Here is a 23,704-nt window from a genome sequence, read left to right as displayed (position 1 = left end):
TCTTGCCCTGCCGCGGCGCACTATGCATAAACCCACGGCATATCTGGAGAACCTCAATGCCCCGGTCCGAACCGCTCTGGTCACCCTCGTTCGAAGAAATTCAACGCTCGCCCATGATGGCATTCATGCAGGAGGCATCCAAGCAGTCCGGGCGCACGATCACCAGCTATGAACAACTTCATGACTGGTCTGTAACAGACCGTGAGGGTTTTTGGAAACTGGTATGGCAATTCTGCGGCGTCGTCGGTGAACAGGGCGAACGGGTCCTCGTTGACGGAGATCGAATGCCCGGCGCGTCCTTCTTTCCGGACGCGCGTCTGAACTTCGCCGAGAACCTCCTGCGCAAGAACGGACCATCGGACGCGCTGGTTTTCCGGGGCGAGGACAAGGTGGAACGCCGCGTCTGCTGGGACGAATTGCGGGCGATGGTCTCGCAGTTGCAGCAGGTGTTCCGGGCCGAAGGCGTGAAGGCCGGAGACCGCGTGGCCGCGATGATGCCCAATATGCCCGAGACGATCGCCGCCATGCTGGCCGCCGCCTCCATCGGCGCGATCTGGTCATCCTGCTCTCCCGATTTCGGCGAGCAGGGTGTTCTGGACAGGTTCGGCCAGATCGAGCCGGTGATCTTCGTCACCGTCGACGGCTACTGGTATGCGGGCAAGCGCATCGATGTCGGCGAAAAGGTCGCGAAGGTCGTCGACAAACTTCCGACCGTGCGCAAGACGCTTGTGGTCGACTACCTCGGCCAAGCCGAGGATGTCGCACGGCAGGTGCGCGGCGCGGAAACCTTCGCGTCGGCCATTTCCCGCCATGACGCGGGAGAGCCTTCCTTCGAACGCCTGCCGTTCGCGCATCCGCTCTACATCCTGTTCTCGTCGGGCACGACCGGCATTCCGAAATGCATCGTCCATTCCGCCGGCGGAACGCTGCTCCAGCATGTGAAGGAGCAGCGGCTGCATGCCGGCATCCAGGACGGCGACCGCTTCTTCTACTTCACGACCTGCGGTTGGATGATGTGGAACTGGCTTGTTTCGGGGCTCGCTTCGGGCGCGACCCTTCTGCTCTACGACGGCTCGCCTTTCCATCCCGACGGCAACGCGATCTTCGATTTCGCCCAGGCCGAGAAGATGACCTATTTCGGCACGTCTGCGAAGTTCATCGACGCGGTCCGCAAATCGGGGCTCGAGCCGATAAACTCGCACGACCTGTCGTCCGTGCGGGTGGTCTCGTCTACCGGGTCTCCGCTCTCGCCGGAGGGGTTCGAGTTCGTCTATTCGGGCATCAAGAAGGACGTGCATCTCGCGTCTATCTCCGGCGGCACCGACATTGTCTCGTGCTTCGTGCTCGGCATCCCGACGCGACCCGTCTGGAGCGGGGAGATCCAGGGAGCCGGTCTCGGCATGGCCGTCGAGGTCTGGAACGACGACGGCAAGCAGGTGCGACAGGAAAAGGGCGAACTCGTCTGCACGCGGCCGTTCCCGTCCATGCCGGTAATGTTCTGGAACGATCCCGACGGAGCGAAGTACCATTCCGCCTACTTCGACCGTTTCGACAATGTGTGGTGTCACGGCGATTTCGCCGAACTGACCGAGCATGACGGCTTCATCATCTACGGACGGTCGGACGCCACGCTGAACCCCGGCGGCGTGCGGATCGGCACCGCCGAGATCTACAACCAGGTCGAGCAGATGGAAGAGGTGGTCGAGGCCATCTGCATCGGGCAGGACTGGGACGACGACGTGCGCGTCGTCCTGTTCGTGCGGCTCGCGCCCGGCGTCGAACTCGAGGCGGATCTCGAAAAACGGATCAAGGCGAAGATCCGCACGGGCGCCAGTCCGCGCCACGTTCCGGCGAAGATCGTCGCGGTCAGCGATATCCCCCGGACCAAATCGGGCAAGATCACCGAGCTCGCGGTTCGCGACGTCGTGCACGGCCGTGCGGTCAAGAACAAGGAGGCGCTGGCAAACCCCGAGGCGCTCGATCTTTTCCGGGACGTCGAGGCACTCAGGAGTTGAATCGTGGTGGTTAACGATTGGCGAATGCGAAATTTACCTAAGTTTGACGTCTGGGACACTCCCGTAAACCTGTCCTTAACCTGGTAAGGTTTTGTTAAGAGATAGCCCCGATATTCGTGCGTAACTTGAGGGAGAAATCCCAAGCCCCCCGCGGGTCCGTCGTTTCACTCAAGTCCTCGTTGTGACAGCAATTCCAGATCCTGAGGCGCCCTCGCGGGCGCCTCTTTTTTTTGAGCATGTCTCCGGAAAGTGGGAACCGGTTTCGGGACAAAGACATGCATAGAAACAAACAGCTGAAGCGCAACGAGCGAATCTGGAAGATCGCGACGCGCTTTAGCTGTGAGACGCTTCGGAATCACGCATCAGGGCGCCCGAGAGCAGGATCACGGGGACCAGCGCGGTGACGATGATGAGGAGGGCGGCGACCGCTCCGTCCTCGATGACCCCGCGCGAGGCGTTCTCGTAGACGTGCGTGGCGAGCGTGGAGAAGCCGAAGGGTCGCAGCAGGATCGTCGCCGAGAGTTCCTTGACGGTGTCGACGAACACCAGCACCGCCGCCGTCAGGATTGCAGGACGCAGCAGCGGAAGGAGGATTTCGCGGGCGCTCGCAAGAGGAGAACGCCCGAGGCTTCGGGCAGCCTCGTCGAGGTGCGGCGGCAACTTCTCCATCCCCGACCGGATCGCGCCTTCGGCGAGAGCGAGAAAGCGGATGGAGCAGGCCAGCACGACCGCTCCCGCGGTGCCGGTGAAGAGCAGGCCGCTCGATACCCCGAAGTTGAGGCGCAGAAATCCGTCGATCGCATTGTCGAGCCTCGTCAGCGCGAAGAGAAGTCCGAGTCCCAGGATCGTGCCTGGCAAGGCATAGCCGCTCGATGCCAGGCGCGCCATGCCGCCGACCGCGCTGGAGCGTGAGATCCGCGCCGCGTTGATCATCAGCATTGCGGCAAAGACCGTGACCAGCGCGGTCGCCCCGGCGGTCAGGACGCTGTTGACGAAGGCGGATCGCAACGCGGGCTCGCCGAGCTGTTCCAGGCGCCGGCTCGCATAGTCGCCGAAGACCAGCAGCGGAATACCGAAACCCGTCAGCACGGGCATCAGTACGGCACAGGTAGCCAACCAACGCCGCCAGCCGGTGAGGATCACCCGTGGAGGCCTGACACGCATATGCGTCGCGCGTGCGCCGTGAAAGCGCTGCCGCCGCCTGGCCCAGCGTTCCGCCTGCAGGATGGCCAGCACCAGGACCAGCATCACCATCGCGATCTGCGCCGCGCCTTCGAGGCTGCCGCGGTTGAGCCATGTCGAATAGACGGAGAAGGTGAGGGTCCGCACACCGAGATACTCGACCGCGCCGATGTCGTTGACGGTCTCCATGAGAACCAGAGCCACCCCGGCGACGACGGCCGGGCGCGCCACCGGAAGCAGGATGCGGAAGAACACCTTCGACGGCCGCGCGCCGAGTGTGCGCGCCACATCGGCGATGTTGCGGCCCTGCATGATGAAGACCACACGCGTCGTCAGATAGACGTAGGGGTAGAGCACCGACGACAGGACGATTGCCGCTCCCTCGGTGGTGCGGATGTCGGGAAACCAGTAGTCCCGCATTGTCTGAAAGCCGAAGAGGTACCGTAGGCCCGTCTGCACGGGCCCGGTGAAATGGAAGAACTCTCCGAACGCATAGGCCGCGAGATAGGTGGGCACCGCCAGGGGCAGCACCAGCGCCCAGGCCAGGAAGCGCCGGAACGGAAAGTCGAAGGCCACGACCAGCCACGCGCCGGTCACGCCGATAGAGGCCGTGCCGGCCGATACCATCGCGAGAAGCCAAAGCGTGGTCGCGGTGGAGCGGGGCAGGACGTTGCGGGCCAGATGCGGCCAGTCGGCTCCGGTGCCGGAAAGGGCGATCGCAACGATCGATGCGATCGGAACCAGCACGATCGCGGCTATCAGCGTCGCGGATACCATGGCCGCCGGATGCCGCTCGCGACGCGCCCGCGGTATTCGCATGCGTTCAACGGAAGCAGCCGGTGCGTTCATCTTCGGCATGGCTCGGCTATCGCGATCGGTTCAAGCTCTGCTTCAAAACGAAACGGGGCCGGATCGAGGATCCGGCCCGGTTCTCGTCAATGGTATTACGTCAGCTCGCCGGACCATCGTCCAGACCGACCCGGTCGACCATCTCGGAAGCGGCCTTGCGGTGACCGGCGATCTCCGACAGCGGCAGCTTGTCCGCGTTCAGCGTGCCGAAGCTCTTCACGATGTCGGAAGCCTCGACGCCTTCCTTCACCGGGTATTCGAACACCTCGGCTGCGTAGATCTCCTGGGCCTCCTCGCTGGCGAGAAATTCCATCAGCTTGAGCGCGTTTTCCCGGTTGGGTGCGTGCTTGGCCATGGCCATGCCCGAGATGTTCACATGCGTGCCCGCGTCGTCGATCGAGGGGAAGATGACGTGGATGGAGTTGGCCCATTCCTTCTGTTCGGGCTCCTTATCATTGGTCATCATGAGACCGACGTAATAGGTGTTGCCGAGTGCCAGATCGCATTCGCCGGCCATGATGCTCTTTGCCTGGCCACGATCGTTGCCCTCCGGCTTGCGGGCAAGGTTTGCCTTGAAACCTTCCATCCACTGCTCGGCCTTTTCCTCACCCCAGTGAGCGATCAGCGCGGAGAAAAGGGCCAGGTTGTAGTCGTGCTGGCCCGAACGGATGCAGATCTTGCCCGCCCACTTCGGATCGGCGAGATCGGCGTAGGAGATGTCTGTGTCGGACACGCGGTCCTTCGACGCGTAGATGACGCGGCCGCGGCGCGTGACGCCGAACCAGTGGCCATCGGGGTCGCGGTACTCGGCGGGGATCGCCGCATTGATCGCGGGATCGTCGACCGGCTGGGTCACGCCTTTTTCCTTGGTGTTCGTCAGCCGCGAGATGTCGACCGTCAGGATGACGTCGGCGGGCGAATTCTGGCCTTCGGCCGCGATGCGCTCTTCGAGCCCCTTGTCTAGGAAGAGCACTTCGGTATCGATCCCTGTCTCGGCGGTGAAGGCGTCCAGAACGGGCTTGATCAGGTCAGGCTGACGATAGGAGTAGATGTTGACCACGCCCTCGGCCAGCGCCGGTGCGGCCGAGAAGGCGAAGGACGCCGATAGCGCGATGGCGGCCAGGCGCGCGCCTCGGAGGCGCGAATTGCTGAAGGGCATGGAGGTCTCCTCACGTTGTACGAATCCGCGGATGTGGGCCGGTGCCCGCATCCTGAACAGCGCCACCTTTTGCTGGAAAGGCGCTATCGGGTCAACATAAGTTCAGCAAATTCAATAGTTTAGAACTATTCTAAACTCCTGCATTCAGGAATTTCCATGCAATTTCAGAGTGAAAGGCTCATGAATTAGCGCCACCGCACACGATCACATTTTTGCGAAAGTCGTAATCAGCCGGCGAGTACTCGCGCGGAGGGGAACGTGACCTCCACGAGCGTTCCCTCGCCGGGGGTCGAGTTGATCGTGAAGCGGGCGCGGTTTGCCTCGACCATGGCCTTGGTCAGCGGCAGGCCGAGGCCGGTGCCGTCGGTTCGTTTGCGCTTGAGCGAATTGATCTGCTTGAACGGCTTCAGCGCCTGCTCGATCTCGGCGGCGGACATGCCGACCCCTGTATCCCGGACCCGCATGACCACGTCGCCCGTCGCCTCGCAGGAAGTCGAGACGATCACCTGCCCGCCAGGCTGCGTGAACCGCACCGCGTTCGACAGGAGGTTCAGGCCAATCTGTCGGATGCTGCGCAGGTCGGCAACGACCTCCGGCAGACGCGAGGCGAAGCTCGAACGGATGATGACGCGTTCCCGGTTCGCCTGCGGCTGCATCATGGCGACGGTTTCGGCCAGCACGTCGTTCAGTGACACCGCCTCGTAGGCCATTTCCTGCTCGCCGGCCTCGATCTTCGAGATGTCGAGCAGGTCGTTGACCAGATCGAGCACGTGGTTGCCCGATCGGTTGATGTCGCGGAGATAATCCCGGTACCGGTCATTGCCCATCGGGCCGAACTTCTCGTCCATCATGAGTTCTGAGAACCCGATGATGGCGTTGAGCGGCGTGCGGATCTCGTGGCTGACGCGGGCGAGAAATTCCGATTTCTGCGAGGAGGCGCGCTCGGCCATGGCGCGCGCGTGCGTGAGTTCCTCTTCCGCCCGCTTCCACTGGGTGATGTCGCGCATGACGGCGCAGTAGCCGTTGCCGCCGGGCAGGCGGCCAATCGTCATGAAGAGCGGAATGAACCGGCCCTGCGCCTCGCGACCGATGACTTCCCGTCCGTCGTTGAGCACGGACGCCACGCCATCCTCGGACAGGCTCTGGAGATAGTCTCGCGCAGCACGCTGGCTTTCGACGGCAAAGAGCATGGCGAACGGATTGCCCACCACGTCCTTGTCCTCGTAGCCGAACAGCGCCTCCGCCGGGTGGCTTATGGACCGGATCGTGCCTTCCGGGGTGATCAGGACGACACCGTCGGTGGCGGTATCGAGGATGGTGCGCATCTCCTCCACACGGTTGCCGAATCCGGCAACCGGTTCCTCGACAGGTTCTGCCGCGGCGGGGAGGGGCTGTTCCGTCTCCAGCGGGCTCAGCGCCAGGAGCAGCGCCTTGCCGCCCATCCAGGGGATCGACTGGAGATGCGCCCTGACCGGCATCGCGCGGCCATCCTTCGTGGACAGGACGGTGCCCTGCGCCGGTTCCCCGGTTTCAGTCTCGGATCGATACGGCTCCAGGAAAAGCTCGCCGAGACCACCGCTCGCCTCGAGGTCCTCGAGCGAGGCGTATCCCGTCAACTCGCAGAATGCCCGGTTGGCGAAGAACAACTGGTCGCCGCGATGGATCAGCAGCGGCAGCGGCAGCCGCGCCAGGACTCCGGCGTCGAGGTCCGGTCTCGATCCCTCACCGGCGGGCGCGGAGAAGGCGGACGGCACGAAGGGCAGCACGGCCGCCTGGTGCGGTTCCGGCTGCTCGGTCTGCGGCTCCGACGCGGATTCTTCGGCTTCGCCGGAAAACTCCCCGGTTTCGACCATGTCGCTTTCGGCTTCGGTCTCGCCGTCGTCGTCAGGCGCGGGGACAACAGCGTGCTCGGGAGGTTCGACGTCCGAAACCGACTCCGTATCGGCGGCATCGATCTCGGGCGCGTCGGCGACGGGACCGGCAGCGTCTTCGGCCACCTCCCGGTTTTCGAACACCTGTCCTTCGAACACGTGCCCCGCATGCTGCGCGGGCTGGACGTCGGACGCCGCTTCTATGTCGACGTCGCGGGTCTCGGGTACTTCCGCGACGGGATCGGCAACGTCTTCGACGACCTGCCGGTCCTCGAAGGCCTGTCCGTCGAATACCTGCCCGGCCTGTCTCGCCGGCAGCCGCTCGCCGTCGAAAGTGACGGTCTCTGGCAGCGTCGGGCCTCGCACCTCATCCCGGAGAACCGCTCCACCATCCTCGTGGGCGTCGGCGTCCGGCGCGGGCTGCTCTGCCGGCAGAGGTTCATCGAAGAGTTCCTCCTCGACGTCGAGGTAGGGCATCTCCTCGGCTGAAGGCTGGGCGTCCGTTTCCGGGCCATCCAATCCTGTGGCGGCATCGGAGGTGACGGGTAGGGCCGTCGCGTCGTCGTCTTCCGCCACGTGCGGTGCGACTTGATCGTTGGCTGCGGGTGGAGCGTCAGCCTCGGTCGTCGCGGGCGCTTCTTCGGTTTCGGCCGCATTCTCCTCCCGTTTCGCCTCGGGCTCCGGCTTCCTCGGCAGCGGCTGCGTCACCTCCTTGAGGCGATCTCCGATCTCGCGGAAGGCATTGCGCTCGACCGGCGAAAGGGCGCGTTCGGGCTGGTTCGGACGGTGTTCGGCAAGCCGGATAATCTTGTCGGAGTAGCGCCGGTAACGGGCTTCCTCGATCGCTATGACCGGAGCCTCGCCACGGAACGGGTCTTCGCGGGTTTCTGGGGCCGGGGGTTCCTGAGCCGACGTGACAGTTTTCGGTTCCTCGGATGTCGCCGGCTCGGCATCCGTTGCTTCGTCGAATTCGCCGAATGACTCTGCCCGCTCTTTGTCGGCGCGAGAGGCGTCGTCCTCGATCTCCGGTGAGGAGACATCCTCCTCTCCGGCGATCTCGGTCTCGACTGCCAGGGGCCGCGGAGCGGCGACGGCGTCGCCCAGCCGGGCGATCCCGAAGCCGCGGAATCCCTCGAAGGTCCGGTCGCGGGCGTACACGGGAAGGGCGGCCAGATCGACGGGTGCCGCGAGATCCGTTCCCTCGATCGGCCACAGCACGGTCCGGCCGGACCAGGTGTCGCGGCGCTCCAGAAGCCCGGCGATTTCGTGGTCGGGATCCATGCCGAAGTTTTCCGCGACCTGCGCGAAGGAGCGGCCGATCACCGAAGCCTCGGACCCGCCGACGGCCTCCAGAAACTCGCGGGATATGCTGCTGAAATTGCCCGAGGCGTCCGTGCGCCAGGCAAAGCGCACCGCGGCGGTGTTGCGATGTTCGGCCGAGGGCAGGGGGCTTGGAGCCGCCGCCACGTCCCCGGTGTGTTCCGAGACGGGCTGCGTCTCCTCGGCTGCCGCAGCCGGCTGTTCCTCCGGCTCGAGATGTTGCTCTTCTCCAACGGCTTCGACGGCTTCCTCCGCCGTAGATTCGGCAGGAACCTCGTCCTGCTCATCCTGCCCCTCGGCGGAGGCGGAATCTGCCTCGAAATACCAGCGATCGATGCCCGCGCGCTGTTCCGTCGTCGTCTCTTCCGCCACTTGCGCCGGTGCATCGGTCGCAGGGTCGGCGGAGCCGGAGTTCGCGGGATCATCCTGGTCCGTGAGGGCTGCGATCCCGATGACGGACGCGCCCGTCGACGGCGCGCGGTCCGCTTCCTCGTCCCGACCTTCGGACTTCCGCAGCGCTTCGGCTTCCGGTTCGCTACCGGCTTCGAAGAAATCCTCGCGGCGATAGAGATCGGGATCATCCACCGCGACCAGCAAATGCATGCCCGGCTCGTCGGTCAGTCGCGCGATCCCGGCCGGGATGTGGCCGCTCGCGGCAGGAACGAGGCGCTTGACCAGTCGGTCTTGAGCATCTGCCACGTCGGCAACGAGGTCTTCCACCGTCCCCGGCTCGATCCCGAGCGCCTGGAAGCCGGGCGTTGCGGCGACGATTTCTCCGCCGGACAGCAATGCCGCGAAGTACCCGGCCTCGGTGAAACCCGAAATCGCCCGGCTGGCCCGTTCCGCCGAATCCTGCTCGTCCTTCTCGGCCAGCGGGGCGGCGAGCAGGATGCCCGCCTCTCCGTCCGGCAGCGTCACGCTGCTTGCGAGAAAGGACACCGCCCGGCTGGTCACGCCAGAGACCAGCCTGACCAGCAGCGGCCGGTTCGAGCCGATCCTCGGAAACCCCGTCGTCGCCGCAATCTGGCGCCGCTGAGCAAAGCCGAGCCCGGCGGAGGCGCCCATGATCGCCTCTATGTCGGGATAGCCGAACAGCCTGGCGCCGGGGCCGTTCGCCCAGATCACTTCCTCCAGGTCGGCAGACAGGATCGCCAGCGCCTCGCCTGCGGCAAATCGCGCACGGACCGCGTCCAGAACCGCGATGTCGATGAAGGAATATTCGCTGGATGCCATCCGCACCGACCCCATCCCGTCCGGCTCCCCTGACCCGGGCGTTAAGACTTTGTTAGTAAAAGACAAGCCTTCCCGCGTCCACATCACACCCCGGCGAGCCGGCGCTTTTGTGGCCCCTTGGTTAATCTCGCCGGCTCAATGCTGCATTGCAAGAAAAATGTTGCAATGCACAAAAGGCCTGCCTATATTGTGGGCATCGAGCGGCCGGAAATTGTTCAGCGTCAGGCCGCTGCCCGCAACATGAAGGATTACCGCAGATGTCGAAAGCAGCAAAGACCGCAGAAACCATCGAATTCCCGACCTTCGATGCCTCCAAGGCGACCGACCAGTTCCGCTCCTTTGCCGAGAAGGGCGTCGAGCAGTCGAAGGAGGCCTATGCCAAGTTCAAGTCCAATGCCGAGGAAGGCCAGAAGGCCGTCGAGGCCTCCATGGAGACCATGAAGAAGGCCGGCACGGACCTGTCGCTGAAGTCGATCGCCGCGATGCGTGCGAACGCCGAAGCCGACTTCTCCTACATGGAATCGCTTCTCGGCGCCAAGTCGTTCTCCGAGGTCATTGAACTCCAGACCGGCTACATGCGCAAGCGCATCGAGATGGCCGTCGACCAGGTCAAGGACATGCAGTCTGCTTCGACCAAGGCCGTCGACGAACTCTCGAAGCCGGCCAAGGACGCATTCGACAAGTCGATGAAGGAACTCAAGGTCGCCTGAGGCGTTCGATAGCCCAAGTACCCGGAGCGCGATCTTCCTCCCACGCGCCCGGAGCCGCGACGGGCACCTCCTCCCGCCTGTCGTGCAAACGAAAAGGGTCGGCCTCGTGCCGGCCCTTTTCCTTGTCCCGTATGGCCATCCGCGTTACGATACTGGCCGATGCGGGGCGTACAAACAATGCCGGTGCGGTGCTTGCATTCGCGTGCATTTGACCGTATTTGCACACTCGCTTCGTAGCACCGGGCGTGCGGTTGTAGCTCAGATGGTTAGAGCGCCGGATTGTGGATCCGGAGGTCCTCGGTTCGATCCCGAGCAACCGTACCATCACCTTCAAAAAGGCTTTCGCTGATCGCGCCTCGCGCACTGCCCGGCGCCGTCGCGAAGCCGCTCACGTCCTCTGCTGCCCCGCCGTTGTCGGATAGGCTCGGTTGGCGACAACTCCCCACCTTCGTCATCCCAGGGCGGAGCAGCCGCGAAGCGGTGTCGCGCAGACCCTGGGATCCATGCTTGAGCATATCGGCAGCGTGAGGCGGTGCAGGAAGCGCAATCTCCGCCGGCCCCGTGAGGTGGTGCAGGAAACCGCCCCGTTCTCCTCCACCTCATCCTCTACCGCCTCTCAGGCCTGGATCCCCGGCTCTCCCTCCACTTCGCTCCGGTCGGCCGAGGATGACGAAGCGGAGGGGGAGCCGGCGTGGATCGGACGGGCACCCATCCCAGCCGGATCAACGGCTTCCTCGAATTCCGTCCACGCGCCCGCTACCCGCGCCACACTACCGCTTGGTCAGCGAAGGACACGACATGGACGTGCATGCGGCAATGGTGGACGAAAGGATGCTTCGGCGCGTCATTGCGCTGCTCGTCTCTTTCGCCGCCATGGCCGAGCAGGCCGCCACGCGCTCAGCGCCGGTTCGCTGGTTCGTGCTCTGCATCTTGCGCTATGCGGCGACTGTGTCGGAAGACTACGTCTTCGAGGCGGCGGGCATGCCGCACTCGGAACTCGACGTGATAGCGTCGGAGGGCAACGAGCCCGACGACGCGCTGCGGCTCGCCGCGCGCTTCTACGCGGCGGCCGCTGCGCTCTGCACTTTGTTACCACTCGGAGACCTGTTCGACCGCCAACGCGAGCGTCGGGACCTGGCGTTTCACGCAGCATCGGGCCGCATTAGTCGCCCGAGCTGCTGGATAGCGGAGCGGTACGATACGTCATGAGGCATGCCGTGCAGACCATCGAACATCGCTGCCATCGAATTCTACCCCGCTACCGCCCGCGGGTATGACACTTCACGCGCCCCATACCACCGCCTGCTCGTGCCGCTTGATCAGATGGCGCAGGTTGTCGAAGCTCTGGCGTACGTGCAGGGCGAATTTCTCCACGGCAGGCGACCGCGGTGCGTCGGCGAGTCGTAGCAGGCCGAGCGCGCGTTCCGGGTGCGGGATGTTCAGGGGCAGGGCGGTGATCGACTTCTCCTTGCGGAAGGCGAAGACCACGCCATGCGGCAGAACGGTCAGCGCGTCGGTGCTCTTCAGGTAGGTCATGGCGCTGGTGAGCGACCCGCCGGAATAGCGCACCTTGATCTCGGTGGCGCCGAGCGACAGGAGCAGGCTGCGCAGGTCGGCCAGCAGCGGACTGCCGGGCGGCGGCGCGATCCAGGGATAGTCGAGCAGTTCCTTGCCGCCCAGCCGACGCTTGATGAGCAGCGGGTGGGTCGAGCGGCAGGCGACGACGTTGCGACCCGGCAGGATCTCCTGGAACTCAAGCCCCGACCCTTCGTCGACAATGTCGATCGGGCAGATGGCGAGGTCGAGCCGGCCGGCGATGACGGAGGCCTGAAGCTCCTGGAGATATCCGTAGCTCTGGTCGACGCGCACGTCGGGATAGTGGTTCTGGAATTCGGCGATCGTACCGGAGATGAGGGCGTCCATGAAGAACGGGGTTCCGCCGATGCGAACCAGCCCGCCCCGGCCATGGTGGAAGCTTTCGACCAGTTCGGAGGCTTTTCGAGAGGCGAGCAGCATCGCCTGGCCGTGTTCGGCCAAAGCCCGCCCCAGCGGAGTCGGCTGCAAAGGGCGGCGGCCCTTGACAAACAGTGCTTCTCCAAGACGCTTCTCCAACATCGAAAGCGTGCGCGAGACGGCGGGTTGCGTCATGCCGATCAGCGCCGCGCCTTCGGTCACGCCGCCCGCCTGGACGACGGCGGCCAGCTGGACGAGATGACGTTCATCGAGTTTCATAGCGATATGCTATGCTAAAGGTGTAGGAAAATCATCCAGTATCGCCATCGTTCGACTATTCTTGGCTCCGCAACGTCCGGTCACAATCCCGGGGAGGAACGATGCAGTTGCCGACCGGCCATCCCTATGGCGAGCACAATTCCGCTCAGGTCGTCGCCGAGCGCCTGCTCGGGGCCGGCGACGGGCGACTGTCGCGGGTGTTGGTCAGCGTCGTCGAACACCTGCACCAGGTCGTCAAGGAAGCGCGCCCGAGCCATGCCGACTGGCGCCGCGTCATCGGTTTTCTGACGGATGTCGGCCACGCCAGCGACGAGCGGCGGCAGGAGTGGATCCTGCTGTCCGATCTGCTCGGGGTCTCCGCGCTAGTCGAGGACATCAACTCGCGGCGTCCAGCGGGCGCCACGCCCAACACGATCCGCGGTCCCTTCTACAGATCGGATGTGCCGCGCCTGCCGATGGGAGCGATCGTCTCGCTCGACGGAGTGGGAGAGCCGCTGTGCGTGTCGGGTCACGTGCGCGACCTCGACGGCAATCCGATACCGGGCGCGGTGGTCGAGACCTGGCAGGCTAATTCCGAGGGACTGTACGAGAACCAGCAGCCGGACCTGCAGCCCGAATTCAACCTGCGCGGCGCCTTCACCACCGGTGCCGACGGCCACTTCTACTACCGCACCGTCAAGCCGGCCGGCTATCGTGTGCCCGACGACGGCCCGGTCGGGCAGTTGCTGAGGCATGTCGGCTATCCTCTGCGCCGCCCGGCGCACCTGCATTTCATGATCCGCGCCGAAGGGTTCGAGACGCTCACCACGCATGTCTACGAGCGCGGCGACCCGGACCTGCACCGCGACGCGCTGTTCGGCGTCAAGCCAGAACTGGTCGGGGACTTCCGGCCGCAATCGGGCGCCGACGGCGTGCCGGCCTGGTCGCTCGACTTCGACTTCGTCATGGCGCGCGCCAGACCGGCGAGACCGCCGACATAGGAACGACGCAGCCTTCATGCCCCACGCCTGAATTCAAGGGAGGAACGAGATGGCACTGATCAGCGGATACCACCACGTCACGATGAGCGTCGACGGCGCCCAGGAGGACTTCGATTTCTTCACCGGCACGCTCGGCATGAAGTCGATCAAGAAGACCGTGCTCTTCGACGGCACGACGCCCGTCTACCATCTCTATTATGCCAACGAGACCGGCGACGCCTCCACCATCGTCACCACCTTCCCCTTCCGCAAGCCGGGCGTCTTCGGCAAGCGCGGCACCAACCAGTCGAAGATCATCCAGCTCTCCGTGCCGCCCAAGAGCCTCGACTTCTGGGAGGACAGGCTGAACGCGGCCGGCTTCAAGGCCGAGCGCACCGAGCGCTTCGGCCTGCCGCGCGTCGCCTTCGCGCATCCCTGCGGCATCCCGCATGAGCTGGTGGCGGCCGAGAAGGACGACCGCCGCTCCATCGTCTCGGACGGCATCAGCGCGGAAAACGGCATCAAGGGCATCTACGGCATCGGCATCGCGGTGTACGACCGCACGTCCATGGACGATTTCATGACCATCGGTATGGGCATGGAGAAGGACGGCGAGGATGGCCCGGACCTGAAGTTCAAGCTGGCCGGCGCCGGCGCGACCACCGCCGTCGAGGTGCTGCACGAGCCCGACAAGCCGCAGGGCACGTGGACGCTCGCCGGCGGTACGATCCACCACCTGGCGCTCGACACGGGCGACGAGGAGAACCAGCTCAAGCTGAAGGCGCATCTCGAGGGACTTGGCTTCACCGACGTCTCGGACCAGAAGGACCGCAACTACTTCAAGTCCTGCTATGTGCGTTCTCCCAGCGGCGCGCTGTTCGAGATCGCCTGGACGGTGCCGCAGGGCTGGGCGGTGGACGAGCCGGCGGGCGAGACCGGCCGCACGCTCGTCTTCCCGCCCTGGTTCGAGGATCGTAAGGCCGAGATGATCGCCGGCCTCGAAGAGTTCCACTGGTAGGTCGGTCGGCGGGAGGAGAACGACTTGGCGCAGATGCGCGACACGTCCCTGAGGCTCGGCGCTCCACCGCGAAGCGCCGCGCGTCTCTGCGTGTTCGTGCATGGGCGGGCGCAGACGCCGGAGGAGATGGGCGAGCATGTGATCGCCCGCCTGCCGGTCGGCGACACGCATTTCGTGCTGCCGCGCTCGCCGCGGGAAGCCTGGTACGATGCCCGGGCAATCGATCCCGCCTCCGATGCGACGCTCGCCCAGCTGGAAGAGGCGCTCGATGCGATCGATGCGGCAATCGCGTCTGCGGCGGCCGACGGGGCGCCGTCCGACCGGCCGGTTCTGGCCGGGTTCTCGCAGGGCGCCTGCCTGGTGCTGGAATACGCCATGCGCCGTGATCGCGCGCTAGGCGCCCTGGTGGCGCTGACCGGCTGCCGTGTCGGTCCGCCGACCGATACCTCGCCGCGCCGCAGGCTCGACGGACTGCCAGTCTACCTGTCGGGAAGCGACGCCGATCCTTGGATACCGGCCTCCGCGGCCTTCGCGGCGGCAGCCGATCTCGCCGTCTGCGGCGCGCGCTTGCGGGCGGAGAGCTTTCCGGGCCGGGCGCACGAGGTGTCCGACGCCGAGATCGACGTCTTCGCCGAGATCCTTGCCCAGACTGGAGCAACGCCATGACCCCGATCGCTCCGTTCGTCTTTCCCGGCCTGCGCTCGCGGGTGATCTTCGGTGCCGGAACCATCGCCCGCACCGGAGCCGAGGTGGAGCGCCTCGGGCGGTCCCGCGCCCTCGTGCTCTCGACGCCCAACCAGGAGGCCGATGCGCATGCGCTCGCCGACCGGCTCGGCCCGCTTTCGGCGGGCGTCTTCACCGAGGCCGCCATGCATACGCCGGTCGAGGTCACCGAGAAGGCGCTGGCCGTCTTCAGCGGTTCCGGTGCGGACTGCGTCGTGGCGCTGGGCGGCGGCTCGACCACGGGGCTAGGCAAGGCCATCGCCACCCGTACCGGCACCGACCAGGTGGTCATTCCCACCACCTATGCCGGCTCGGAGATGACCGACATCCTGGGCGAGACCGCCGGCGGCGAAAAGACCACGCGCCGCGACGCCTCGATCCTGCCAGAGACCGTCATCTACGACGTCGACCTGACGCTGACGCTGCCGGTCGGCATGACCGTCACTTCCGGCCTCAACGCGCTCGCGCATGCCGCCGAGGCGCTCTACGCCGAAGACCGCAACCCGGTCATCGCGCTGATGTCAGCCGAGGCGATCCGCGCGCTCGCCGAGGCACTTCCGGCAGTGGTACGCGATCCGTCCGACGTCGAAGCGCGCAGCCTCGCGCAGTACGGCGCCTGGCTGTGCGGCATCGCGCTCGGCGGCTCGGCGATGGCGCTGCACCACAAGCTCTGCCACACGCTCGGCGGCAGCTTCGGCACGCCGCACGCCGAGACCCACGCCATCCTGCTGCCGCACACGGTCGGGTTCAATGCGGGCGCCGCGGCCGGGCTGCTCGAGCCTGTCGCCAAGGCTTTCGGAGATACGCCGGGGCGCGGCTTGTTCCGCTTCGCGCGAGACCTCGGCTCGCCGATGCGGCTTGCGGATTTCGGTCTTACCGAAGCCGATTTGGATCGCGCCGCCGAGATCGCGACGAGGAACCCCTATTCGAACCCGAGGCCTTTCGACCGACAGCAGATCCGCTCGCTCCTCCAGGATGCCCTGGAGGGACGGCAACCGCCGCAATGAAGCGCAGTCACATCAACAGGGAGGACAGGACATGATCACCAGAAGGACACTGCTCAAAAATGCCGCCGCCACCGGCGTGCTCGCCGGCACCTCCGGCCTCGCGATGCCGGCGCTCGCGCAGAGCGGGCCGGTCAAGCTCGGCTATGTCAGCCCGCAGACCGGGCCGCTCGCCGCCTTCGCCGAGGCGGACAATTTCGTCATCGAGAACTTCATGAAGGCCACCAAGGCCGCCGGACTGAACTTCGAGGTCATCGTCAAGGACAGCCAGTCCAATCCGAACCGCGCCGCCGAAGTGGCCAAGGAACTGATCGTCAGCGACGAGATCCACATCATGCTCGTGGCCTCGACGCCGGAGACCACCAATCCGGTGACCACGACCTGCGAAGCCGAGGAAGTCCCCTGCATCTCCACCATGGCGCCCTGGCAGCCCTGGTTCATCGGCCAGCAGGCTAACCCCGGCGACCCGTCGAGCTGGCAGCCCTTCAACAGCTCCTTCCACTTCTTCTGGGGGCTGGAGGACGTCATCGCCGTGTTCACCAACATGTGGGCGCAGGTCGAGACCAACAAGCAGGTCGGCGCGCTCTTCCCCAACGACGGCGACGGCAACGCCTGGGGCGATCCGAACGTCGGCTTCCCGCCGGTGCTCGCGGAAAAGGGCTACACGCTCACCGATCCGGGCCGCTATCAGAACCTCACCGATGACTTTTCCGCCCAGATCAACGCGTTCAAGCAGGCCAACGCCGAGATCATCACGGGCGTCGTGATCCCGCCGGACTTCACCACCTTTTGGAACCAGGCGAAGCAGCAGGGCTTCACGCCGAAGGTCGCCTCGATCGGCAAGGCGATCCTGTTCCCGCAGGCGGTCGAGGCGCTGGGCGATTCGGGCCACAACCTGTCGTCCGAGGTGTGGTGGTCGCCGAGCCATCCGTTCAAGTCCTCGCTCACGGGCGAGACTTCCGCACAGGTGGCCGAAGGCTTCACCGCCGCGACCGGCCGTCCGTGGACGCAGCCGATCGGCTTCATCCACGCGCTGTTCGAGGTCGCCGTCGACGTCGCCAAGCGGGCGGGCGACACGACGGATCCCGACGCGGTCGTGGCCGCGATCGCCGCCACCAAGCTCGACACGCTCGTTGGACCGGTGACGTGGGACGGCGCCAACCTGCCGCCCTTCGCCCAAAAGAACGTCGCCAAGACGCCGCTGGTCGGCGGCCAGTGGCGGCTTAAGGATGGTGGCAGCTACGATCTGGTCGTCGTCGACAACAAGACGGCACCGAACATCCCCACCGGCGGCCAGATGGAACCGATCGTCTGATCTCAATAATCGGGCGGGCGGGAAACCGCCCGCCCACCACACCCTAAACCTGGAGTTCCGCTGGCGTGCAGCCCGTGCTCGAAATCATCGGCCTGACGAAGAGGTTCGGCGCCCTCACGGTCGCCGACGAGGTGTCGTTCGCGCTCGGTTCGGGCGAGGCGCTCGGCATCATCGGACCGAACGGCGCCGGCAAGTCCACGCTGTTCAACCTAATCACGGGCAATCTCAAGGTGGACGGCGGCCGCATCGTCTTCGCCGGCACCGACGTGACCCACGCGGCGCCGATGCAGCGCTGCCTCATGGGCGTCGGCAGGACGTTCCAGATTCCACAGCCTTTCGAAAAGCTCACCGCCTTCGAGAACCTGCTGGTCGCCGGCTCCTTCGGTTCGCGTAAGCGCGAGGCGGACGTGGCCGACGCCTGCGCCGACATCCTCGTCCAGACGGGGCTGATCGCGCGCGCCAACGTTCCGGCCGGGCGGCTGTCACTGCTGGAGCGCAAGCGGCTGGAACTGGCGCGGGCGCTGGCGACGGCACCCAAGGTGCTCCTGCTCGACGAGATCGCCGGCGGACTTACGGAAGGCGAATGCACGCAACTCGTCGCCACCATCCGCGACATCCACGCCTCCGGCATGTCAATCATCTGGATCGAGCACGTTCTGCATGCGCTGAACTCGGTGGTGGAGCGCCTGCTCGTGCTCGATTTCGGCAAGGTGATTGGCATCGGCAAGCCCGACGAGATCATGGCCTCGCGCGAGGTGCGCGAAATCTATCTCGGGATCGAGGTCTGATGCCGCTGCTCGTGACCAGGGGATTGACGGCCCGTTACGGCGATTTCCAGGCGCTCTTCGGCGTCGACGTCGTGCTGGAGGCCGGCGAAACGGTCGCCATCATCGGAGCGAACGGCGCCGGCAAGACGACGCTGATGCGATCCATCGCCGGCGTCCTGCCGAACGCGCCGGGGGAAATCCTGTTCGACGGCGAGCCGATCGGCGCGCTCGCGTCCGCCAAGGTCATGGCGCGCGGCATCGCCATGGTACCGGAAGGCCGCAAGCTCTTCCCGTCGTTGTCCGTCGAGGAGAACCTGCTGATGGGCAGCTACGGCCGCAAGGCCGCAGGCGCCTGGTCTCTCGATACGGTCTACGAGCTCTTCCCGATCCTCAAGGAGCGCCGCGGCAGCCCCGGAACGGCGCTGTCGGGCGGGCAGCAGCAGATGGTGGCGATCGGACGGGCGCTGATGTCCAACCCGCGCGTGCTCCTGTGCGACGAGATCAGCCTCGGGCTGGCGCCGGTCGTCATCCGCGACATCTACGCCGCCTTCCCGAAGATCAAGGCCGCGGGCGCCTCGCTCGTGATCGTCGAGCAGGACATCAGCCAGGCCATGAAGGTGGCCGACCGCGTCTACTGCATGATGGAGGGGCGCGTGACGCTCAGCGGGCGCCCGGCCGAGCTCGACCGACAGCGCATCCACGCCGCCTATTTCGGGGCAGCCGCATGATCTGGGTCGACACGATCGTGCAGGGAATTCTGCTGGGCGGGCTCTATGCCCTCTTCGCCGCGGGGCTGAGCCTCGTCTTCGGCGTCATGCGGCTGGTCAACCTCGCCCACGGCGACCTGATCGTACTCGGGGCCTTCCTCATTCTCGTCCTGGTGACGGCCCTCGGTCTCAATCCCTTCCTCGCAGCTCTGGTGGCGCTGCCGGTGATGTTCGGGCTCGGATGGCTCCTGCAGTACCACGTGCTCAACCGTACGCTCGGCGACGACATCCTGCCGCCCCTGCTTGTCACCTTCGGACTGTCGATCGTCATCCAGAACGCGCTTCTGGAGAGTTTTTCGGCCGACAGCCGGCGCATCCCGGCCGGTGCGCTGGAAACCGCCTCGATCAGCCTCGGACCGATCGCCGTCGGCGTGATGCCGCTCCTGACCTTCGTCTCTGCCGTCGCGGTGATCCTCGGCCTCAATCTCCTCTTCTACCGCACCGAACTCGGCCGCGCCTTCCGCGCCACGTCGGACGACGCGGTGACAGCGGGGCTGATGGGCGTCGATCCGAAACGGCTGTTCGCGACGGCGACGGGGCTCGCGATGATCGTGGTGACGATCGCGGCGCTCTATCTCGGCACCCGGTCCAATTTCGACCCGACGATCGGGCCGGCGCGGCTGATCTACGCCTTCGAGGCGGTCATCATCGGCGGGCTCGGCTCCTTCTGGGGCACGCTGGCGGGCGGCATCATCATCGGCGTGGCGCAGACGCTCGGCGCCGCCATCAACCCGGAATGGCAGATCCTGGCAGGTCACGTCGCCTTCCTCGTCGTCCTGCTCGCCAGGCCGCGCGGCCTGTTCCCGCGTGCGACGGACTGAGGCTGCGATGAGCGCAGGCACCATCACCCCCTGGACGGTCCGGACCCGAACGCGCGCGGCGACAGGCTTCGCGATCGTCGCAATCGTCCTGCTCGCGGTCGCCGTTGCCGCGCCGCTCTTCGTGTCGCGCGGGACGCTGCAGGACCTCTTCTTCATCCTCACCATGCTGGTGCTCGCGCAGAACTGGAACCTGCTCGCAGGCTATGCGGGGCTAGTCTCGGTCGGCCAGCAGGCCTTCGTCGGCTTCGGCGCCTATGCGATGTTTGCCTGCGTCAGCCTTTGGGGGCTGGACCCGGTCAGCGCGATCCTCGTCGGCGGTATCGCCGCGGCGCTTCTTTCGATCGCCACCGGCTTCTTCGTCTTCCGGCTCTACGGCGCCTATTTCGCCATCGGGACCTGGGTCGTAGCGGAGGTCGTCCGGCTGGTGCTGGCGCAATGGCGCGCGCTCGGCGGAGGTACCGGCACCTCGCTGCCGAACACGGCGATCCGCGACTTCCCACCCGTCGAGTGGATTTCGGACGCCTTCGGCGTCCGCTCCTCGCAGGCGGCCGACATCCTGACCTACTGGCTGGCGCTGGTGCTGGTCTGCGCCACGACCGGCTTCATCTACTGGCTGCTCAGGTCCCGGCAGGGGCTCGGACTGGCGGCCGTCCGCGACAACCAGGAAGCGGCGCGTTCGGTCGGCGTCGATGCGCGGCGCATCAAGTGGATCGTCTACGTGGCCGTGGCCTTCGCCACGGGCCTCGCCGGCGCGCTGATCTACGTCCAGAAAGCCCGCATCTCGCCGGACGCCGCCTTCTCGGTGATAGATTGGACCGCCTACGTCATCTTCATCGTCGTCATCGGCGGCATCGGCACGCTGGAAGGCCCGATCGTCGGCGTCATCGTGTTCTTCATCCTGCAGAAGACGCTTGCCGATTTCGGCTCCTGGTATTTGCTTGTGCTGGGGCTGATCGGCATCGCCGTCATGCTGTTCGCGCCGAAGGGGCTGTGGGGCCTCTTCAGCGACCGCACCGGCATCCAGTTCTTCCCGGTCCGCCGCATCCTGAAGGGCGGGCCGAATTTCGACAAAACGGGCACCAGGGGAGGGCCGCATGGCTGACATCACCACCGACGTACTCATCATCGGCACGGGGCCGGCCGGATCGGCCACCGCCGCGCTGCTCTCGACCTACGGGGTCGAGAACATGGTCATCAACCGCTACCGATGGCTCGCCAACACGCCGCGCGCGCACATCACCAACCAGCGGGCGATGGAGGTGCTGCGCGACCTCGGCCGTGCGGTCGAGGACGAGGTCTACCTCTACGGCACGGACCAGGACCTGATGGGCGAGAACGTCTTCTGCACGTCGCTGGCGGGCGAGGAGATCGGGCGCATGCGTAGCTGGGGCAAGCATCCGCTGTCGCGCGCCGAGCACCTTCTTTCCTCACCCACCCACATGAACGACTGCCCGCAGACCTACATGGAGCCCGTCCTCTTCAAGACTGCCTGCTCGCGCGGGACGCAGGCGCGCATGTCGACGGAATATCTCCGCCACGAGCAGGACGCGGACGGCGTCACCACCACCTGCCTCGACCGGCTGACCGGGAAGGAGATCACCATCCGCTCGAAGTATTTCGTCGGCGCGGACGGCGGCAACTCGAAGGTGGCCGAGTATGCCGGGCTGGAGTTCGAAGGCAAGATGGGCGTCGGCGGATCGATGAACATCCTCTTCAAGGCGGACCTGTCGAAATACGTCGCCCACCGGCCCTCCGTTCTCTACTGGGTTCTGCAGCCGGGATCGAACGTCGGCGGCATCGGTATGGGTCTGGTCCGCATGATCCGGCCATGGAACGAGTGGCTCATCGTCTGGGGCTACGACATCAACGGCCCCGAGCCGGAGGTGGACGAGGCCTTCGCGAAAAAGGTCGCGCGGGATCTCGTCGGCGATCCCGATCTCGACGTCGAGATCACCTCCGTCTCGACCTGGACGGTCAACAACATGTACGCGACGACCCTCTCCAACGGGCGGGTGTTCTGCATGGGCGACGCGATCCACCGGCACCCCCCTTCCAACGGGCTTGGTTCCAACACCTCCATCCAGGACGCCTTCAATCTCGCCTGGAAGCTCGCCATGGTCGTCAGGGGACAGGCGGGAACACGTTTGCTCGACAGCTATCAGGTCGAGCGCGCGCCAATCGCCAAGCAGATCGTCACCCGCGCCAACAAGTCGATCGAGGAGTTCGGGCCGATCTTCAAGGGGCTCGGATTGCTGGATTCGATCGATCCCGTGAAGATGCAGCAGAACATGGATGCGCGCTGCGACGACACGGCCGACGCCGAAGCTCAGCGCACCGCCATCCGCGAGGCAATCGCCTATAAGGTCTACGAGTTCGACGCGCATGGCGTCGAGATGAACCAGCGCTATCGTTCGGAGGCAATCGTGACCGACGGACAGGCCGAGCCGGCATTCGAGAAGGACGCCGAACTGCATTACCAGCCGACGACATGGCCCGGTGCGCGGCTGCCGCACGTCTGGGTCTTCGGTCCGAATGGCGAAAAGGTTTCCACGCTCGACCTCGCCGGCCATGGACGGTTCTCGCTCCTGACCGGCATCGGCGGCAAGGGCTGGAACGAGGCGGCGCGTGCCGTTGGCGAGGAACTCGGTATCGAGATCTCGGTCCAGACGATCGGTCCGCGCCAGCAGTGGGAGGACTATGCCGGCGACTGGGCGCGTGCACGCGAGACCCGCGATTCCGGCGCGGTGCTCGTACGACCGGACCACCACGTCGCGTGGCGGAGCGAAACGATCCCCGACAAACCGGTGGACGAACTCCGCCGCGTGCTCACATCAATTCTGGACAGGTGAACGCCATGACCGAAGCACATGAGAAGGGTTTTTTCACCGAGGAGGATTCGGTGGAGGTCGTCACCGGCCGCAATGCTGCGGCGAAGGACGAACGGCTGAAGTTCGCCATGGAAGTGATCACACGCAAACTGCACGAGGCGGTGAAGGAGATCGAACCGACGCAGGAGGAATGGCTTCAGGCAATCCTCTTCCTGACCAGGACCGGCCAGATCTGCAACGAGTGGCGCCAGGAATACATCCTCCTGTCGGACATCCTCGGCGTCTCCATGCTGGTCGACGCGATCAACAACCGCAAACCTTCGGGCGCCTCGGAGAGCACGGTGCTCGGCCCCTTCCACGTCGAAGGCGCGCCGGAACTGCCGATGGGCGCCAATATCTGCCTGGACCAGAAGGGCGAGGACATGGTCGTCTCGGGCCGTATCCTCGACACCGAGGGCCAGCCGGTCGCCGACGCGGTGATCGACGTCTGGCAGGCCAATGAGGAAGGCTTCTACGACGTGCAACAGAAGGGCATCCAGCCGCATTTCAACCTGCGCGGCATCTTCCGCACCGGGCCGGACGGAAGCTACTGGTTCCGCGCCGTGAAGCCGAAATTCTATCCGATCCCCGACGACGGCCCCGTGGGTCAGCTGCTCGGTCAGCTCGGCCGGCATCCCTACCGGCCGGCGCACCTGCACTACATCATCAAGGCCGAAGGGTTCGAGACCCTGACGACGCACATCTTCGATCCGCACGACCGCTACATCAATTCCGATGCGGTGTTCGGCGTGAAGGAGAGCCTGCTCGCCGAATTCCGCAAGATCGACGACGCGGATCGGGCTCGGGAGCTGGAGTTCGCGGGTTCGTTCTGGGACGTGGAGCACGATTTCGTGTTGGCGCGAAAAGGCGGTACAGGACGCTAATCGACGCG

Annotated in this window: 18 protein-coding genes and 1 tRNA gene; 15 read left to right on the top strand and 4 right to left on the bottom strand. The window is 65.5% G+C overall.

Annotation, left to right across the window (positions count from 1 at the left end; translation table 11 throughout):
* Positions 1-56 precede the first annotated feature (56 nt).
* Entirely contained in the window at positions 57-2,015 is a 1,959-nt protein-coding gene (locus BSQ44_RS19405) for an acetoacetate--CoA ligase (protein ID WP_072606765.1), read from the top strand.
* A 333-nt stretch (positions 2,016-2,348) separates the two neighbouring features.
* Here BSQ44_RS19405 and BSQ44_RS19400 read toward each other — a convergent pair whose 3' ends face one another.
* The 3 genes from BSQ44_RS19400 to BSQ44_RS19390 form a co-directional block, all read right to left on the bottom strand.
* Positions 2,349-4,046 carry an ABC transporter permease gene (locus tag BSQ44_RS19400; RefSeq protein WP_378215025.1) on the bottom strand — a complete coding sequence of 566 codons (1,698 nt, stop codon included), beginning with the start codon at positions 4,044-4,046 and terminating at the stop codon, positions 2,349-2,351.
* Between the two features lie 100 nt (positions 4,047-4,146).
* Entirely contained in the window at positions 4,147-5,205 is a 1,059-nt protein-coding gene (locus BSQ44_RS19395; RefSeq protein WP_072606763.1) for a Fe(3+) ABC transporter substrate-binding protein, read from the bottom strand.
* Positions 5,206-5,432: 227 nt separating this feature from the next.
* Positions 5,433-9,629, bottom strand: coding sequence for a PAS domain S-box protein (locus BSQ44_RS19390; RefSeq protein ID WP_072608166.1), 4,197 nt, complete (start codon positions 9,627-9,629; stop codon positions 5,433-5,435).
* A gap of 257 nt (positions 9,630-9,886) precedes the next feature.
* On the opposite strand from BSQ44_RS19390, the gene BSQ44_RS19385 reads away from it, so the two are divergent.
* From BSQ44_RS19385 to BSQ44_RS19375, 3 genes are all read left to right on the top strand, one after another.
* Complete coding sequence (locus tag BSQ44_RS19385) at positions 9,887-10,339, top strand: phasin (RefSeq protein WP_072606762.1); 453 nt, start codon at positions 9,887-9,889, stop codon at positions 10,337-10,339.
* 247 nt (positions 10,340-10,586) lie between these two features.
* Positions 10,587-10,663 (top strand) — tRNA-His (locus tag BSQ44_RS19380).
* Positions 10,664-11,137: 474 nt separating this feature from the next.
* A complete protein-coding gene (locus BSQ44_RS19375) occupies positions 11,138-11,548 on the top strand; it encodes a hypothetical protein (RefSeq protein ID WP_072606761.1) in 411 nt (136 codons plus the stop codon).
* Between the two features lie 72 nt (positions 11,549-11,620).
* On the opposite strand, the gene BSQ44_RS19370 is transcribed toward BSQ44_RS19375, so the two are convergent.
* Positions 11,621-12,571, bottom strand: coding sequence for a LysR family transcriptional regulator (locus BSQ44_RS19370; RefSeq protein WP_072606760.1), 951 nt, complete (start codon positions 12,569-12,571; stop codon positions 11,621-11,623).
* 101 nt (positions 12,572-12,672) lie between these two features.
* On the opposite strand from BSQ44_RS19370, the gene BSQ44_RS19365 reads away from it, so the two are divergent.
* From BSQ44_RS19365 to BSQ44_RS19315, 11 genes are all read left to right on the top strand, one after another.
* On the top strand, positions 12,673-13,551 hold the full coding sequence (locus tag BSQ44_RS19365; protein ID WP_072606759.1) for a dioxygenase family protein: 879 nt from the start codon (positions 12,673-12,675) through the stop codon (positions 13,549-13,551).
* A 49-nt stretch (positions 13,552-13,600) separates the two neighbouring features.
* Entirely contained in the window at positions 13,601-14,548 is a 948-nt protein-coding gene (locus BSQ44_RS19360) for a VOC family protein (RefSeq protein WP_072606758.1), read from the top strand.
* 33 nt (positions 14,549-14,581) lie between these two features.
* On the top strand, positions 14,582-15,214 hold the full coding sequence (locus BSQ44_RS19355) for an alpha/beta hydrolase (RefSeq protein ID WP_072608165.1): 633 nt from the start codon (positions 14,582-14,584) through the stop codon (positions 15,212-15,214).
* Complete coding sequence (locus BSQ44_RS19350; protein WP_072606757.1) at positions 15,211-16,278, top strand: maleylacetate reductase; 1,068 nt, start codon at positions 15,211-15,213, stop codon at positions 16,276-16,278. Before BSQ44_RS19355 ends, BSQ44_RS19350 begins: the two co-directional genes overlap by 4 nt.
* A gap of 31 nt (positions 16,279-16,309) precedes the next feature.
* The gene (locus BSQ44_RS19345; RefSeq protein ID WP_072606756.1) at positions 16,310-17,590 is read left to right on the top strand and encodes an ABC transporter substrate-binding protein; all 1,281 of its coding nucleotides are present in this window, start codon (positions 16,310-16,312) and stop codon (positions 17,588-17,590) included.
* Between the two features lie 74 nt (positions 17,591-17,664).
* On the top strand, positions 17,665-18,378 hold the full coding sequence (locus BSQ44_RS19340; RefSeq protein ID WP_378215024.1) for an ABC transporter ATP-binding protein: 714 nt from the start codon (positions 17,665-17,667) through the stop codon (positions 18,376-18,378).
* On the top strand, positions 18,378-19,085 hold the full coding sequence (locus tag BSQ44_RS19335; protein WP_072606754.1) for an ABC transporter ATP-binding protein: 708 nt from the start codon (positions 18,378-18,380) through the stop codon (positions 19,083-19,085). The genes BSQ44_RS19340 and BSQ44_RS19335 overlap by 1 nt, the downstream gene beginning before the upstream one ends.
* Positions 19,082-19,945, top strand: a complete 864-nt coding sequence (locus BSQ44_RS19330; protein ID WP_072606753.1) for a branched-chain amino acid ABC transporter permease — start codon at positions 19,082-19,084, stop codon at positions 19,943-19,945. The genes BSQ44_RS19335 and BSQ44_RS19330 overlap by 4 nt, the downstream gene beginning before the upstream one ends.
* Before the next feature lie 7 nt (positions 19,946-19,952).
* Positions 19,953-21,047: a branched-chain amino acid ABC transporter permease gene (locus BSQ44_RS19325; protein WP_072606752.1), complete on the top strand. Its 1,095-nt coding sequence runs from the start codon at positions 19,953-19,955 to the stop codon at positions 21,045-21,047.
* The gene (locus BSQ44_RS19320; RefSeq protein ID WP_072606751.1) at positions 21,040-22,794 is read left to right on the top strand and encodes an FAD-dependent oxidoreductase; all 1,755 of its coding nucleotides are present in this window, start codon (positions 21,040-21,042) and stop codon (positions 22,792-22,794) included. The genes BSQ44_RS19325 and BSQ44_RS19320 overlap by 8 nt, the downstream gene beginning before the upstream one ends.
* A 5-nt stretch (positions 22,795-22,799) precedes the next feature.
* Complete coding sequence (locus BSQ44_RS19315; RefSeq protein WP_072606750.1) at positions 22,800-23,696, top strand: intradiol ring-cleavage dioxygenase; 897 nt, start codon at positions 22,800-22,802, stop codon at positions 23,694-23,696.
* Positions 23,697-23,704: the final 8 nt, after the last annotated feature.

Source organism: Aquibium oceanicum, from assembly GCF_001889605.1.
Taxonomy (GTDB): Bacteria; Pseudomonadota; Alphaproteobacteria; order Rhizobiales; family Rhizobiaceae; genus Aquibium; species Aquibium oceanicum.
This window is presented reverse-complemented; position numbering and strand designations above follow the sequence as displayed.

Coding starts and splice junctions, on each gene's coding strand:
- BSQ44_RS19405 (WP_072606765.1), top strand. CDS start 57: ATGCCCCGGTCCGAACCGCTCTGGTCACCCTCGTTCGAAGAAATTCAA.
- BSQ44_RS19400 (WP_378215025.1), bottom strand. CDS start 4,046: ATGAACGCACCGGCTGCTTCCGTTGAACGCATGCGAATACCGCGGGCG.
- BSQ44_RS19395 (WP_072606763.1), bottom strand. CDS start 5,205: ATGCCCTTCAGCAATTCGCGCCTCCGAGGCGCGCGCCTGGCCGCCATC.
- BSQ44_RS19390 (WP_072608166.1), bottom strand. CDS start 9,629: ATGGCATCCAGCGAATATTCCTTCATCGACATCGCGGTTCTGGACGCG.
- BSQ44_RS19385 (WP_072606762.1), top strand. CDS start 9,887: ATGTCGAAAGCAGCAAAGACCGCAGAAACCATCGAATTCCCGACCTTC.
- BSQ44_RS19375 (WP_072606761.1), top strand. CDS start 11,138: ATGGACGTGCATGCGGCAATGGTGGACGAAAGGATGCTTCGGCGCGTC.
- BSQ44_RS19370 (WP_072606760.1), bottom strand. CDS start 12,571: ATGAAACTCGATGAACGTCATCTCGTCCAGCTGGCCGCCGTCGTCCAG.
- BSQ44_RS19365 (WP_072606759.1), top strand. CDS start 12,673: ATGCAGTTGCCGACCGGCCATCCCTATGGCGAGCACAATTCCGCTCAG.
- BSQ44_RS19360 (WP_072606758.1), top strand. CDS start 13,601: ATGGCACTGATCAGCGGATACCACCACGTCACGATGAGCGTCGACGGC.
- BSQ44_RS19355 (WP_072608165.1), top strand. CDS start 14,582: ATGCGCGACACGTCCCTGAGGCTCGGCGCTCCACCGCGAAGCGCCGCG.
- BSQ44_RS19350 (WP_072606757.1), top strand. CDS start 15,211: ATGACCCCGATCGCTCCGTTCGTCTTTCCCGGCCTGCGCTCGCGGGTG.
- BSQ44_RS19345 (WP_072606756.1), top strand. CDS start 16,310: ATGATCACCAGAAGGACACTGCTCAAAAATGCCGCCGCCACCGGCGTG.
- BSQ44_RS19335 (WP_072606754.1), top strand. CDS start 18,378: ATGCCGCTGCTCGTGACCAGGGGATTGACGGCCCGTTACGGCGATTTC.
- BSQ44_RS19330 (WP_072606753.1), top strand. CDS start 19,082: ATGATCTGGGTCGACACGATCGTGCAGGGAATTCTGCTGGGCGGGCTC.
- BSQ44_RS19325 (WP_072606752.1), top strand. CDS start 19,953: ATGAGCGCAGGCACCATCACCCCCTGGACGGTCCGGACCCGAACGCGC.
- BSQ44_RS19320 (WP_072606751.1), top strand. CDS start 21,040: ATGGCTGACATCACCACCGACGTACTCATCATCGGCACGGGGCCGGCC.
- BSQ44_RS19315 (WP_072606750.1), top strand. CDS start 22,800: ATGACCGAAGCACATGAGAAGGGTTTTTTCACCGAGGAGGATTCGGTG.